The 14,160-nt window shown below is 64.0% G+C and carries 13 protein-coding genes; 10 read left to right on the top strand and 3 right to left on the bottom strand.

What is annotated here, in order from left to right; all coding sequences use genetic code 11:
• The first annotated feature begins 2 nt into the window (after nucleotides 1-2).
• Genes OF122_RS17870 through OF122_RS17855 form a run of 4 tightly spaced genes read left to right on the top strand, consistent with a single transcriptional unit; the run spans nucleotide 3 to nucleotide 5,330 of the window.
• On the top strand, nucleotides 3-446 hold the full coding sequence (locus OF122_RS17870; protein ID WP_264225531.1) for a hypothetical protein: 444 nt from the start codon (nucleotides 3-5) through the stop codon (nucleotides 444-446).
• On the top strand, nucleotides 446-4,165 hold the full coding sequence (cobN, locus tag OF122_RS17865; protein ID WP_264225530.1) for a cobaltochelatase subunit CobN: 3,720 nt from the start codon (nucleotides 446-448) through the stop codon (nucleotides 4,163-4,165). The genes OF122_RS17870 and cobN overlap by 1 nt, the downstream gene beginning before the upstream one ends.
• Nucleotides 4,162-4,803 carry a cob(I)yrinic acid a,c-diamide adenosyltransferase gene (gene cobO, locus OF122_RS17860; protein ID WP_264225529.1) on the top strand — a complete coding sequence of 214 codons (642 nt, stop codon included), beginning with the start codon at nucleotides 4,162-4,164 and terminating at the stop codon, nucleotides 4,801-4,803. Before cobN ends, cobO begins: the two co-directional genes overlap by 4 nt.
• Entirely contained in the window at nucleotides 4,800-5,330 is a 531-nt protein-coding gene (locus OF122_RS17855; RefSeq protein WP_264225528.1) for a hypothetical protein, read from the top strand. Before cobO ends, OF122_RS17855 begins: the two co-directional genes overlap by 4 nt.
• Here OF122_RS17855 and OF122_RS17850 read toward each other — a convergent pair.
• The gene (locus OF122_RS17850; protein ID WP_264225527.1) at nucleotides 5,327-5,818 is read right to left on the bottom strand and encodes a hypothetical protein; all 492 of its coding nucleotides are present in this window, start codon (nucleotides 5,816-5,818) and stop codon (nucleotides 5,327-5,329) included. The two genes, OF122_RS17855 and OF122_RS17850, sit on opposite strands and share 4 nt — an antisense overlap.
• 131 nt (nucleotides 5,819-5,949) lie before the next feature.
• On the opposite strand from OF122_RS17850, the gene OF122_RS17845 reads away from it, so the two are divergent.
• Together OF122_RS17845 and OF122_RS17840 are read left to right on the top strand one after the other, a co-directional pair.
• Nucleotides 5,950-6,969, top strand: coding sequence for a LacI family DNA-binding transcriptional regulator (locus OF122_RS17845; protein WP_264225526.1), 1,020 nt, complete (start codon nucleotides 5,950-5,952; stop codon nucleotides 6,967-6,969).
• Nucleotides 6,970-7,160: 191 nt separating this feature from the next.
• Nucleotides 7,161-8,150, top strand: a complete 990-nt coding sequence (locus tag OF122_RS17840) for a cobalamin biosynthesis protein (protein WP_264225525.1) — start codon at nucleotides 7,161-7,163, stop codon at nucleotides 8,148-8,150.
• Here the strand turns inward: OF122_RS17840 and OF122_RS17835 are convergent.
• Complete coding sequence (locus tag OF122_RS17835) at nucleotides 8,125-8,889, bottom strand: cobalt-precorrin-6A reductase (protein ID WP_264225524.1); 765 nt, start codon at nucleotides 8,887-8,889, stop codon at nucleotides 8,125-8,127. The two genes, OF122_RS17840 and OF122_RS17835, sit on opposite strands and share 26 nt — an antisense overlap.
• 72 nt (nucleotides 8,890-8,961) lie before the next feature.
• Here OF122_RS17835 and cobA point away from each other — a divergent pair, with 72 nt between their 5' ends.
• From cobA to cbiB, 4 genes are read left to right on the top strand one after another with little or no spacing between them, the layout of a single operon-like run.
• On the top strand, nucleotides 8,962-9,780 hold the full coding sequence (gene cobA, locus OF122_RS17830) for a uroporphyrinogen-III C-methyltransferase (protein ID WP_264227699.1): 819 nt from the start codon (nucleotides 8,962-8,964) through the stop codon (nucleotides 9,778-9,780).
• Entirely contained in the window at nucleotides 9,773-11,119 is a 1,347-nt protein-coding gene (locus OF122_RS17825) for a cobyrinate a,c-diamide synthase (RefSeq protein ID WP_264225523.1), read from the top strand. The genes cobA and OF122_RS17825 overlap by 8 nt, the downstream gene beginning before the upstream one ends.
• Nucleotides 11,116-12,582 (top strand): cobyric acid synthase, encoded by a 1,467-nt coding sequence (locus OF122_RS17820; RefSeq protein ID WP_264225522.1) that lies wholly within the window; start codon nucleotides 11,116-11,118, stop codon nucleotides 12,580-12,582. The genes OF122_RS17825 and OF122_RS17820 overlap by 4 nt, the downstream gene beginning before the upstream one ends.
• On the top strand, nucleotides 12,579-13,535 hold the full coding sequence (gene cbiB / locus OF122_RS17815) for an adenosylcobinamide-phosphate synthase CbiB (RefSeq protein WP_264225521.1): 957 nt from the start codon (nucleotides 12,579-12,581) through the stop codon (nucleotides 13,533-13,535). Before OF122_RS17820 ends, cbiB begins: the two co-directional genes overlap by 4 nt.
• Here the strand turns inward: cbiB and cobU are convergent.
• Nucleotides 13,532-14,062 (bottom strand): bifunctional adenosylcobinamide kinase/adenosylcobinamide-phosphate guanylyltransferase, encoded by a 531-nt coding sequence (gene cobU / locus OF122_RS17810; protein WP_264225520.1) that lies wholly within the window; start codon nucleotides 14,060-14,062, stop codon nucleotides 13,532-13,534. The genes cbiB and cobU overlap by 4 nt on opposite strands.
• Nucleotides 14,063-14,160: the final 98 nt, after the last annotated feature.

The raw sequence follows: 14,160 nt of genomic DNA, 5'->3' as shown, positions 1-14,160 counted from the left end.
CGATGACAGGGCCGGATACGGAAACTGCCTATCGACGCTCCCGACTGGCGCTTGCGGCGTGGATCGTTCTGGCCGGCCCTGTCATTGGCGCACTGGTGACGTTCGTTGCCTTCATGGTCGTCGGGCGGTCCTGGGAAAACGAGTCATTCCTAAATCTTCTCCCGTTCATATTCATCGGCCATCTCGTTTACAGCTGGCAGCTTGGGTTACTCGCGGCCATCGCCGCCGCCGCACTTTGGCTGGTGGCCGATGATATGCTCTACACCACCTCACAACGCTGGACCGGCGTGATCCTGATCGGGGGGATGACCGGTGCAGTCTTGCCGCTACTCGTTCTGAGCGTCGTTTCTGGCCGCAATCAGTTGGACGCGCTTACTATCATGTCCACAGCCCTTGCTGGCATTGTCGCCTTGGCCCTCACGGTCCGCCCCTGGAGCGACCGCTGATGCATCTGCTTGCCGCCCAGGCCGGTGCGCTCCAGCAGGAAGGCGAGGCCATCGACCTCGCCCAGACCCCGGGCGATTTCGCCTTCGCTTCGTCCGCCGATAGCGAACTGGCCATGCTCGCCGCCGCCGCCGATAGGGCTGGCGAGGACGGCTTGCGGCTGGCCAATCTCATGCGGCTGACCCACAATTTCTCGGTGGACCTCTGGTGCCAAGATACCCTCGCTCATTCCAAACTGATCGTGATCCGCCTCATCGGCGGCTCGGCCTATTGGCCCTATGGCTGCGATGAAATCGAAATGCTGGCACGGCAAAAATCGATTCCTCTGGCCTTCCTGCCCGGCGACGCGGTCCCCGATCCTGTGCTGTTGTCCCGCTCCACAATCCCCGAGCCCGATTGGCACGCCCTTCACAAACTGTTTTTGACCGGCGGCCCTGACAACGCCGATGCGATCCTATCGGCCTTTCGCGCCCTCGCTGCGGGCAATCCCATCGCCCATGCCCCCGATCCCTTCCCCGCCTTCGGCTTCTGGGATCGGGAACGAGGAATTGTCGGCCAGCTGGCGCGGGATGTTTGTCCCGAACCGATGGGAACGACGCGCGAAAAGCCGGCCCATGTGCCCATTCTGTTTTACCGCGCCGTCCTCGAGGGTTCGGGCACAGCGACGCTCGAAGCGCTGATAAGCGGGCTGGAGCGTCACGGTCTGGCGCCAGTGCCCATCGTCATCTCCTCGCTTAAATCTCCCGACTGCGCTGCGTTCGTGCGCCAAGCTTTGGGTGACATCGAGCCTGCCGCCATCTTCAACCTCATCGGCTTCGCCCTTGGCATCAACGATCTCGCCCCCGAGAAAAACCCGTTCGCCCTCACCGATGCGCCGGTGATCCAGCTCGTCCAGGGCTCGCGCCCACCCATCATGTGGGAAGCCGACCCGCGCGGCTTGACCTCCAAGGACCTCGCCATGCAGGTGGTCCTGCCCGAAATCGATGGCCGCGTCGGCGCGCTGATCGTCGGCCACAAGGCCGAAGCGGTCTGGCACGAGCGCACCCAATGCCCGCTCACCGCCTTCACCCCCGAACCCGACGGCATCGCCCGCGCCACCGACCTCGCGCAAAACTACGCCCGCCTGCGCGCCAAATCGCCCCCCGAGCGCAAGATCGGTCTCGTCCTCGCCAACTACCCGCTAAAGGATGGCCGCCTCGCCAACGGCGTCGGCTATGACGCCCCCCAGTCGAGCGTCGAAATTCTCAAAACCCTCGCTGAAGCGGGCTATCATGTTCGGCCTGTTCCGCCGTCGGGCACCGCCTTCATCGAACACCTCCAATCCGGCCCTACCAACGCCCGCCCCCGGCAGGGCACTTCGGACGCCACCCTTCCGATTGAAACCTACAAGGCCTGGCTCGAAACCCTTCACCCCTGCATCCGCGAGGATGTCCCCGCCCGCTGGGGCACGCCGGAAGCCGATCCCTTCGTGCGCGGCGACGCCTTTCATCTGCCCATAAAAATCTTCGGCAACATCGCCATCCTGCTCCAGCCGGCCCGCGCCTACGATGTGCCCGAGGAGATCAGTTTCCACGATCCCAATCTCGTGCCTCCTCACGCCTATATCGCCTCCTATCTCTGGCTGCGCCATGCGTTCGGCGTCGACGCTCTTATCCACAATGGCAAGCACGGCAATCTCGAATGGCTGCCCGGCAAGGCCAATGCCCTCGACAGCGAATCCTACCCCTCGGTCCTCTGGGGGCAGGTGCCCCATTTCTACCCCTTCATCGTCAACGATCCGGGCGAAGGCACCCAGGCCAAACGCCGCACCGGCGCCACCATCATCGACCATCTGGTCCCCCCTCTGACCCGCGCCGAAACCTACGGCCCGCTCAAGGACCTCGAAGCCCTGCTCGATGAATATTATGCTGCCCTCGGCATGGACCAGCGGCGTCTGGAGAGCCTCAAACGCAAGATCCTCGATTTCACCCGCGACGCCCGCCTCGATCTCGATCTGCGCCTGCCCGACGATGAAACCGAAGCGCTCAACCAGATCGACAATTTCCTGTGCGAGTTAAAGGAAGCCCAGATCCGCGACGGCCTGCACATCTTCGGCCAGTCCCCCACCGGCACATTCGAGCGCGATCTGCTCGTCGCCTTCGCCCGCGTCCCGCGTGGAGAAGGGCAGGGGGGCGATGCTTCGCTCATCCGCGCGTTGGCCGACGATCTCAAGCTCGGCATCGATCCCCTCTCCCTCGACCTTTCCGCCCCCTGGAGCGGCCCTAAGCCGGATGTCTTGGCCACCAATGGGATGTGGCGCTCCAACGGAGACACCATCGACCGCCTCGAAGCCCTCGCCGCCGATCTCGTCACCGGCCGCGCGCCCGATCCCGACTGGACCGCCACGGTGGAAGTCCTCGATACCATCGAAACCGCCATCCGTCCGCGCTTGGCCGCTTCCGGTCCCAACGAGATCAAATCGCTCCTCGACGGCCTCGCCGGAAAGTTCGTCGCCCCCGGCCCCTCGGGTGCCCCCACCCGTGGCCGCATCGATACGCTGCCCACCGGCCGCAATTTCTATTCGGTCGATAACCGCGCCATCCCTACCCAGACAGCATGGGCACTGGGGCACAAAGCCGCCGAAAATCTCTTGAAGCGCCACTATCAGGATCATGGCCTCTGGCTCACTTCGCTCGCCATGAGCGTCTGGGGCACCGCCAACATGCGCACCGGCGGAGACGACATCGCCCAGGCTCTGGCCCTGATCGGCGCCAGGCCCGTCTGGCAGGGCGCCTCGCTCACCGTTTCGGGCTATGAGATCATCCCGCTCGCCAAGCTCGGCCGCCCCCGTGTCGATGTCACCTTGCGCATTTCGGGCCTGTTCCGCGATGCCTTCCCCGCCCAGATCGCCCTGTTCGATCGCGCCATCCGCGCCATCGGGGCCCTGGATGAACCCATCGAGGACAACCCCATCGCCGCCCGCATGCGCACCGACGCTCTGGCCATGATGGAACAAGGCGCCACACAGGACGAAGCGGGTTTGCGCGCCGGCCACCGCATTTTCGGCGCTGCGCCGGGAGGCTATGGTGCAGGCATCGGCAAGCTGGTCGATACTGGCAAATGGGCCGAAAAATCGGACCTCGCCGAAGCCGTCCTCGCCACCGGCCAATACGCCTATGGCGCCCACACCGAAGGCGTGCCCGAAAAAACGCTGTTTGCTGCCCGCCTCAAATCGGCTGATGCCGTCGTCCATGTCCAGGACAATGCCGAGCACGATCTGCTCGATTCTGATCAGTATTATCAGTTCGAAGGCGGCCTTTCCGCCGCCGTCGAAACCCTCTCGGGCCACAAGCCCGCCGCCTATCATCTCGATACCTCGCGTCCCGAAACCCCAAAAGTCCGGACGCTCGAGGAAGAAATCGCCCGTGTGATGCGCGCCCGCGTGGTCAATCCCAAATGGATCGACGCCATGAAGCGCCACGGCTATCGTGGCGCCTTCGAGATCATCGCGACGGTCGATTTCATGTTCGGCTTTGCCGCCACCACAGGCGCCATCAAATCCCACCATTTCGACCTGGCCTTCGCTGCCTTCATCGAGGACGACGTCACCCGCGATTTCCTCATCACCGCCAACCGCTTTGGCTATGATGAGCTGATCGAAAAGTTTTCCGAAGCCCGCATCCGCGGCTTCTGGACCCCCCGCTCCAATTCCGCCTACGCCTATCTCGAGGACGAGACATGACCGAACGCACCAAAAAGACCGACCGGATGACCGAGGCCGAACGCGACGCCTATCACGCTGAAAAGATGAAAAAGAAAAAGGCCGCCCGCGACAAGCTGGTCGAGGCCAATTCGAACGAAAAGGGCCTGCTCATCGTTCACACCGGCAAGGGCAAGGGCAAATCCACAGCCGCTTTCGGCATGGTGTTCCGCGGCATTGCCCACGGCTTCAAAATCGGCATCGTCCAGTTCGTGAAAGGCAAATGGCACACCGGCGAGCGCGATATTCTGGAGCACTTCCCCGATCAGGTCTCGATCAACGCCATGGGCGATGGCTTCACCTGGGAAACCCAGGACCGCCAGCGCGATCTGGCCGCCGCCCGCCAGGCCTGGGACCGGGCCAGGGAACTGATCGCCGATCCCGACTACCAGATGGTCTTGCTCGACGAACTCAACATCTGCCTGCGCTACGACTATCTACCGCTCGATGAAGTCCTCGAAACCCTAAAGACCCGCCCGGCCGACAAGCACATCATCGTCACCGGCCGCAACGCCAAGGACGAATTGATCGAGATCGCCGATCTGGTCACCGAAATGACCCAGATCAAACACCCCTTCCGCGAACAGGGCATCAAGGCCCAGGCGGGGATTGAGTTTTGAGCCGTGCCGTCATCATCGCGCTGGAGCCGGGCGACGAGCCGCTGCTCATTCGTGCGCTGCTTGAAGTCCAAGGCATTGACGTTCAGCTTCGCCGCATCGGAGGGCCGAGCGCGGTTCTGACCGCGTTCAATTTCAATGGTGGCCCGAGCGACCTTGCTATCATCACCGGCCATGGTGACGACGAAGGGTTCATAATGCCTGAAATGGCGCGCGGGATCGACACGCTCGATCTTGCCGGTAACCGCCTCCGCGCTACTGATCTCACTGGAATACGGGTAGACGCCTCAACGGTGATATCGACGGCTTGCGGCACCGGGACCGACGCTTTCGCCGCCGCCCTTCTCGCCGCCGGCGCTGCCCACTATATCGCCCCGAAGGACTACCCGGACGGCGCCGCGATAGCCCCGATTTTAAGCGGCCTCATCCATTCGGTCTTCGGCCGAGCCATGTCATGGCCCGATGGCATTGCAGCGGCCAATGCTCTGGTGGCTCCCGACGATCGCTTCCGGCTCTGGCCTGCTCCTTAAAAACACGCCCCGTCCTGCGCCAGGCTCTGCCCCAGCCGGTTGACCACGGCGTCGAACGCCGGCACGTCCATCGCCGGATAGTCGAGCCGCACATTGGCGGTTTGCTGCCCGTTACAGACAAGAATGGTCTTGGCGTAAAAGACGTGCCCGCCGCGCGTTCCGCCCCACGCCGCCCAGTCCGGAGTTTCCGAGCGGTAGGTGATCGTCCAGCCTTCAGCCTCTTCAGCCCCGATCCGCCCCCGCATCTCGGCCAGAAAATCGGCCTCTAACACCGGCCCGCCCCAGGCGGTAATCACCGCCCGCCCGTTCGAAGCGCGAAACCTTTTGCCTTCTCCAGCCACCTGGGCCGGGCCCTCGGCGGCAAAATCGGCCGGAATATCGACGGCCGCGCCGAATCGCGGGTTAACGTAACGCGTCCAGTCCGCCGCCGGAAAACTGCCGGAAACGCTGGAGAAAATGGCTATGGCAAACACAAATCGGCGCAACATGGAGCGATGATTGCCCGGCGAATATGGCTTTCGCAAGCCGCCTTGATTCCATTGACTTCGCCCGTGGTTCCGCTCCGGCCACAATTGGCGTAAACAGGGGCCTCAAAAGCAGCTGTTTGGGGCAGGGGCAAGTGAAAAGACCATCCATCGGAGACGTGGCGCGCCAGGCCGGCGTGTCGACGGCCACAGTCTCGCGGGCCATCAACGCGCCTGAAACCGTCACCGAAAAGACCCGCCGCAAGGTGCAGGAAGCCGTTGACGCCCTCCATTATGTGCAATCGGAAACCGCGCGCAATTTCAAAAAGCAGCGCGCCAACACCGTCCTCGTGGTCGCCGCCGATATCGGCAACATCTATTATTCGGAAATCTTCCGCGGCATCCAGCGCCGCGCTGAAGCCTCTTCCTATTCCACGATCATTGCCAATCCCAGCCCCGGCGGCACCCAGGATCTGATCCTGTCCAATTTGCGCAATGCCAGGGTGGATGGCGTTATCATTCTCTCGGGCCACGAAATCGCCGACCACGACCTTGAACTGTTGCAGCAGCTCTATGCCGGCCCCCCGCCCATCGTCGCCATGAGCGAGGAGCGCGGCTATATGCGCGTGCCCCATATCCTGATCGACAACGAACGCGCCGGCTATGTCGCCGGCCGGCATCTGATCGAAATGGGACATACCCGCATCGGCCACGCCTATGGCCCCCACCGCACCCCGGTACGCCGGGCCCGCGCCAACGGCTTGCGCCGCGCCATGGGCGAAGCGGGGATCGCTGTCAACGATACCTGGTTTTTCGAAGGCGGTTTTTCGGCCATTGGCGGGCGCGCCGCCGCCCAGAGTTTCCTCTCGCTCAAGGACCGCCCCACCGCCATTTTCTGCGCCAATGACGAGGCGGCCATGGGCTTTATCTCCCAGCTTCACCGCTATGGCATTTCGGTGCCGGACGATCTCTCGGTCATGGGGTTCGACGATATCGTGCTCGCCGATACCTATGTGCCCGGCCTCTCGACCGTGCATCAGCCCAAAGAGGAAATGGGGCGCCACGCCATGAATCTGGTCCTCGACATTATCGAAGGGCGTACAAAGGCCGAGCTCCCCATCATTGAGTTGCCCGTCCATCTGGTCCCCCGCGAGTCGGTCGCTCGCATCACCTGACCGCCGGGCCGAGGCTGCCCCCAGCCCCTCCTCCCCACCGCCGTCATTCCGGGCGAAGACCCGGGATCCAGTACCCCCAACCTCTCGTCGATCCGCCATATGCGCGGCGTCCCCGCCCCAACACATTGCCCACTTCCCCCAACCGTGCTAGGCGAAAAACCGAACTGCCTCACTCAACTTAAATTTTGGCGTTGAAGACCCCGCTCGTATTTTCCACCTCGCCTCGCGGCGATGAGATCGCCCGTCACGTCGCCCAGCTTCTGGGTGCGCCGGTGCATTTGTGCGGTCCGGGCCGGATAGACGCCGCGCCTCTGGCTGCCGATGCCTATCGTCAGGGCGCTCCCATCGTCGGGGTGTGCGCCACCGGCGCGTTGATCCGGCTCCTCGCCGGCACGCTGGGTGACAAGATGTCCGAACCGCCCGTGGTTGCGGTTTCCGCCGATGGCAAGGTTGCCGTGCCCCTGCTGGGCAGCCATCGCGGCGCCAATGCTTTGGCCCGCTGGATAGCGGACGGCTTTCGCGGCTTTGCCGCTGTCACAGCCACTTCCGATTCGCTCTACGATTTCTCCCTCGACGATCCGCCCCCCGGCTATGTGGTGGCCAATCCCGAGGCGGTGCGCCCGCTGATGGCGGCGCTCCTCAAGGGGGAAAAGCTGCGTGTCGAAGGCCTTTCGGGCTGGCTCGAACTGGCCGGCTATCCGGTCTCGCGCGATGGCAGCCAACTGCTCCGCCTCACCGAGAGCCCCGCGCCAGGCCCCGGCCTGCTCGTCCACCCCAAAACCATCGTTGCGGGGCTGGGCTGTACCAGCAAGGCGGCGGCCTGCGAGGTGATAACGCTGGTCGAGACCACTTTGGAAGCCGCCGGCATCGCCCCAAAGGCCCTTGCCGCGCTGGCCACCATCCACACCCATGGCAGAACACCCGCGCTTCTCGAGGCCGCCACCCATTTCGGCGTGCCCCTGCGCACGTTCACCCGCCGGGAAATCGACCGCGAGAAAAAGCGGCTGGCAACCCCTTCGGCCAGTGTCCAGGCGGCCATCGGACTTTCGGGCGTTTGCGAGGCGGTGGCCATAAAGGCCGGAACGCTCATCATGCCCAAGCGGATCGCGGGCAATGTGACCTGTGCCCTGGGACGGGCCGATACGCCTGTCGACGTCAACCGGTTCGGAAAATCCGCTTGACGCTTTCGTGCGCCCAAACCACCGAATCCACGGTTTCTGCCTTGGGCAGAAGGGGGCGCCGGATCACGATGATGGGGATTGAAAGCTCTGCCGCCGCAGCCAGTTTGGCTGCCACCTGCGCGCCGCCCGAATTCTTGGTCACCAGATGGGTGATGCCGCGGTCTTCCATCAAGGCGATTTCGCTCGCAAGCGTAAACGGCCCGCGCGCCGCAATCACGTCCCAGTCATCGGGCAGCCCGGCCGGCACCTCGATCATGCGCGCTGTGTAATGGCAGCTGGTGCGGGCCAGGAACGGTCCCAATTCCTGCCGGCCCACCGTCAGCAGCACCCGCGCGCCGCGCGGCAGGGCGTCCACTGCGTCCTGGGCGGTCCCCACCTCGACCCAGACTGCACCCTTGGGCGCTTCCCACGCGGGGCGTTCGAGCCGGATCAGGGGTACACCGGCGTCCGAAGCGGCGGCAACGCCATTGATCGATATTTGCGCCGCAAAGGGATGGGTCGCGTCAATCAGCATGTGGATGTCATTGGATTTGATATAGGCGGCCAGCCCCTCCTTGCCGCCAAACCCGCCGATCCGCACGATACCCGCCGGAAAACGTGGATTATCGGTCCGCCCCGCCAGTGAGGTGATGACGTCGTAACCGGTTTTAACCAGCATGCCCGCAAGTTCGCGCGCCTCGGTCGTTCCCCCAAGGATCAATATGCGCTTGCCAGTGGTGTCGCGATTGCCCGAATTCATGGCATAGACTTATACAACACCTTCAAAAAGGAAATGGGGATTCGCGTGCTCGGCTGGCTCAAGCGCAAATCGATGAACAAGGGCCATTTCGCTCGTCTCGATGCCGCGCAGTTTCCGGTGTTCGCGCCGGGCTCGGTCTGGCTGGTTGGCGCCGGCCCCGGCGCGCCCGGCCTTATCACGCTTTTGGGCTATCACGCTCTGGGGCAGGCCGATGTCATCGTCTATGACGCCCTCGTTGGCCCCGGCCTGCTCGACATGGCCAATCCAAAAGCCGAAAAGATCTATGCGGGCAAGCGCGGCGGAAAGCCTTCGGCCAAACAGGCTGACATAACCTTGAAACTCGTCGAACACGCCCGCGCCGGCAAGCGCGTGCTGCGGTTGAAGGGGGGCGACCCCATGATGTTCGGGCGCGGCGGCGAGGAGGTCCAGACCCTTGCCCGCGAAAACATCGCTTTCCGCATCGTGCCCGGCATTACGGCGGGGATCGGCGGGCTGGCCTATGCGGGAATCCCCGTCACCCATCGCGACACCAACCACACCGTCGTATTCCTCACCGGTCACGACGAAAAGGGCGGCATCCCGCAGGGCGTGGATTGGGGCTCCATCGCCACAGCCTCCCCGGTCATTGTGATGTATATGGCCGTCAAGCATCTCCCCTCGATCGCAAAAAAACTGATCGCCGCCGGTCGTGATCCCGCCGATCGACTCGCCATCGTCTCCAATGCCGCCTTGCCCGATCAAACCGTTCTTGAATCTACCCTGGGCCGGGCAGGGGAACTGGCCGATGCCAACGTACCCACCCCGGCCATCATCGTCCTCGGCCCCGTCTCCCGCTACCGCGAGACTTTCGACTGGTACGCCGCCGCCCAGCGGGAGAATGCCATTGGCTGATCCCGTCCCTCGCGGCTTCATCATCGCCGCCCCGCGCTCGGGTTCGGGCAAGACCGCCATAACGCTCGGCATCGCCCGGGCGCTCACAAATTCGGGCTATCGCGTCGCCCCGGCCAAGACCGGCCCCGACTATATCGATCCCGCCTTTCTCTCCAGAGCTGCCGGCTCCCCCGCAATCAATCTCGACCCCTGGGCCATGGACGCCGCCACCCTTGTGGCCCGCGCCGCCCGGCATGCCGAGCGCCATGATACGCTGCTGATCGAAGGGGTCATGGGCCTGTTCGATTCCGCCATCGATGGCAAAGGCTCCACGGCCGACCTCGCCGCAACGCTCAACCTGCCTGTTGTCCTCGTCCTCGATTGTGACCGCCAGGCCCAGTCGGTCGCAGCCCTCGTCCACGGCTTTGCCTCATGGCGGAACGATGTCTCCATCGCCGCGATCATCCTCAACAAGGTCGCCTCCGACCGCCACGAAACCATGCTGCGCTCCGCGCTGGCAAAAACCGGCATCCCTTGCCTTGGCGCCATCCCGCGCCGCGCCGATCTCGCGCTGCCCGAACGCCATCTCGGCCTCGTCCTTCCCGGCGACATCGAGGGGATCGATGACCATCTGGCCCGCGCCGGGTCTGTGATGACCACCCATCTCGATTTCCGCCTGCTCGGCGCCATCGCCGCCCCGGTGGCCTCCGCCGCGCCGGTCCCCAGCCTTGCGCCGCTCGGCCAGCGCATCGCCATCGCTCATGACGCGGCCTTTGCCTTTGTCTATCCCCACTTGCTGGAAAGCTGGCATGCTGGCGGAGCCTCGCTGAGCTTTTTTTCGCCCCTGGCTGATCAGGCGCCAGATGCAGATGCCGACGCCGTCTTCCTTCCCGGCGGTTATCCCGAACTCCATGGCGCCACCCTCGCCAACGCAGCGGGTTTCAAAACCGGCCTTATCAAAGCGCGCGACCGCGGCGCGCTGATCTATGGCGAATGCGGTGGCTATATGGTCCTTGGGCGGGCCCTCACCGACAAATCGGGGGCGACCTACCCCATGGCAAACCTTTTGCCGGTTTCCACCGCCATCGACCGCCCCAAGCGCGTCCTCGGCTATCGCCGCCTCACCCATTCTTCGCCATTGCCATGGCCGGAAAGACTGTGTGCGCACGAATTTCACTATTCCCGGCAGGTCTTGTCCAATGGCCGGTACCCTGGCCTCACCGAACACTCCACTTCATCCCCTTTGCCGCCGTTATTTGCGGCGTTTGACGCCCTCGACACCCCCCTCGACCCCATGGGCTGCGTGCTCGATAACGTCATGGGGTCCTACGCCCACATCATCGAAAGAGGCCCGCAATGACCCGCGCCATCATGGTCATGGGCACCGGGTCCGATGTCGGCAAGTCCTTGATCGTGGCCGGACTTTGCCGCGCCTTCGCCAATCGCGGTCTGTCGGTCGCGCCCTTCAAACCCCAGAACATGTCCAACAATGCCGCCGTTACATCCGATGGCGGCGAGATCGGCCGCGCCCAGGCCCTGCAGGCCAAAGCCGCCCGCAAGCAGCCCACCACCTTGATGAACCCGGTCCTGCTCAAGCCGGAAAAAGATACAGGTTCTCAAGTGGTTATCAGGGGGCGTCGTGTCGCCTCCATGTCGGCCCGCGAGTACTTTTCATCCCGCACCCAATTCATGCCCGCCGTCCTCGATGCGTTTGACCTTCTCGCCGCCCAGAACGATCTCGTCATCGTCGAGGGTGCCGGCAGTGCATCGGAAATAAACCTGCGCGATGGCGATATCGCCAATTTCGGTTTCGCGCAGCAAGCCAAGATTCTGGTGATCCTGGTCGGCGACATTCACCGCGGCGGCGTCATCGCCTCGCTTGTCGGCACCTTCGCCGTTATCGACCCCGCCGATGCCGATCTGATCGCGGCAACGCTGGTCAACAAGTTCCACGGCGACCCGTCCCTGTTCGATGCCGGCCGCCACTTCGTGCAAACCCGTACCTCGCGCCCTTGCCTCGGCGTTGTCCCCCATTTTCCCGATGCGTCACGGCTTCCGGCCGAAGATGTCCTGGCCTTGGAAACAATTGAACAAAATTCCGCCGAAACCGTAATCGCCGTCCCGCGTCTGGCCCGCATCGCCAATTTCGACGACCTCGATCCCCTGCGCGCCGAACCTGGCGTTCGCCTGATCATCGTCCAGCCCGGCCAGCCCATTCCCCGTGAGGCAAAACTCATCATCCTCCCCGGCTCGAAAGCCACGCGCGCCGATCTCGACTTCCTCCGCCAGCAGGGCTGGGATATCGACATCGCCGCCCATATCCGCGCCGGCGGCCACGTACTGGGCATCTGCGGCGGCTACCAGATGCTCGGAACCATGGTGGCCGACCCCGACGGCATCGAAGGAAAAGCCGGGCAAACCCAGGGACTTGGCCATCTCGCCGTCACGACGCGTCTCGAAGGGGGCAAGCAGCTCCGCCTCGAAACCGCCAACGACGCCCTCTCAGACCTGCCGCTGACCGGCTACCACATGCACATGGGCACAACCACCGGCCCCGACACATCCCGCCCCTTCGCCCATGTCGATGGCACCCCCGAAGGCGCCCGCTCGGCGGACGGGAAAATCATGGGCACCTATCTGCACGGCCTCTTTGCCGCCGACGCATTCCGCCGCCAATTTCTTGCAGACCTTGGCGTTTCCACCGACCCGCTGCTCGAATTCGATGCCATGATCGATCAGACCCTGGACGACCTCGCCACCCACCTCGAAACCCATCTCGATCTGAACGCCATCCTCGCCCTCGCCCGGGAGCCGCAATCGTGATCGCCTTTCTCGCCGCCCTTCTCGAGCGCTTCGTCGGCTACCCCGCCTGGCTCACAGATCGCATTGGCCACCCGGTCATCTGGATCGGCAAACTGATCGACGCTCTGGACCAGCGCCAGAACCACCCCGAAAAATCCTTTGGTTCCCGCAAGATAGCGGGCGCCATCGCCATCGCCATCGTGGTTCTCGCCGTCCTCATCGTCACCCTCGGCCTCCAGCAGATCCTGCGTTTCCTGCCCTTCGGCTGGCTCATAGAAATCCTCCTCGCCTCGACACTGATCGCCCAGAAAGGCCTACGCGACGCCGTCCTCGCCGTCGCCCGCGCCCTGCGCGAACAGGGCATCGAGGGCGCCCGCCGCGAAGTCGCCCACATCGTGGGCCGCGACACCGCCGAACTCGACGAGGCGGGGGTCTCCCGCGCCGCCATCGAGACCCTGGCCGAAAACACCTCCGACGGTGTCATCGCCCCCCTGGTCTATCTCGCCCTGTTCGGCCTGCCCGGCGCCGCGATCTACAAGGCCATCAACACCGCCGATTCCATGATCGGCCACCGCTCCGAGCGCCACGCCGCCTTCGGCTGGGCGTCGGCCAAGCTCGACGATCTGGTCAATTTCATCCCCGCGCGTTTGACAGCCGCCCTGTTCGCCCTGGCAGCCCGTGCCATGCCACGAGCCGACCCCACAGCCGCCTGGGAAACTGCCCGCCGCGACGCACCCGGTCACGCCTCGCCCAACGCCGGCTGGCCCGAAGCCGCCATCGCCGGAGCGCTGGGTTTCGGCCTCGGCGGCCCGCGCGCTTACAAGGGCGAACTGCTCGATCTGCCGAAAATGGGTAAGGGCAAGCGCAACCTCACCGCCGAGGATATTGCAACCGCCATAAGCCTTTACGACAAGGCCATGCTCATAGCCCTCGGCATCCTTGCCGTATGGGCGCTATTTTCGATCGTCTTCTAAAGCTTGGGCGTCTTGCCCTTGACCACCATGGGCAGCCCCGCAACCACGAAATAGACGTGCTCGCAAATCCCCGCCAATTCCTGATGCGCCGCCCCGGTCAAATCCCGGAACGTGCGGGCCAGCGCGTTGTCGGGCACGATCCCCAGCCCCACCTCATTGGAAACCAGGATCACCTGGGTGTCGGTGATATTTTCGAGCACTTCGACCAGCAGATCGACCTCCTCGGCCACGTCGCGCTCCATGCTCAAAAGGTTGGTGATCCACAAGGTCAGGCAATCCACCAGAATCACATCATGGGCCTGCGCCGCCGCAAACAGTGCCTGCGGCAGCTCCAGCGGCTCCTCGATGGTGGCAAATCGCCCCTCGCGGGCCCGTTGGTGGGCCGAAACACGCTCGATCATTTCATCGTCCAGCGCCTCGGCAGTGGCCAGATAGGCGGGAGACGCGCTGTCCCGCAGGGCAAGGCGCTCGGCCAGCGCCGTCTTTCCCGAACGCGTCCCGCCCAGAACCAGAATGTGATTTGCCAAACCTATGCCCTCCGCTGTCAGTATCGGGGCCAAAATGGCTGCGCCCGTTCAGCTCTTCAACCAGCCTGATCGCTCCATCGGGCCGATTTACGATTTGA

Origin of the sequence: Pelagibacterium flavum, assembly GCF_025854335.1 — a bacterium.
Classification (GTDB): Bacteria; Pseudomonadota; Alphaproteobacteria; order Rhizobiales; family Devosiaceae; genus Pelagibacterium; species Pelagibacterium flavum.
The sequence above is the reverse complement of the archived record's forward strand: the minus strand, read 5'-3'. Positions and strand labels throughout refer to the sequence as shown.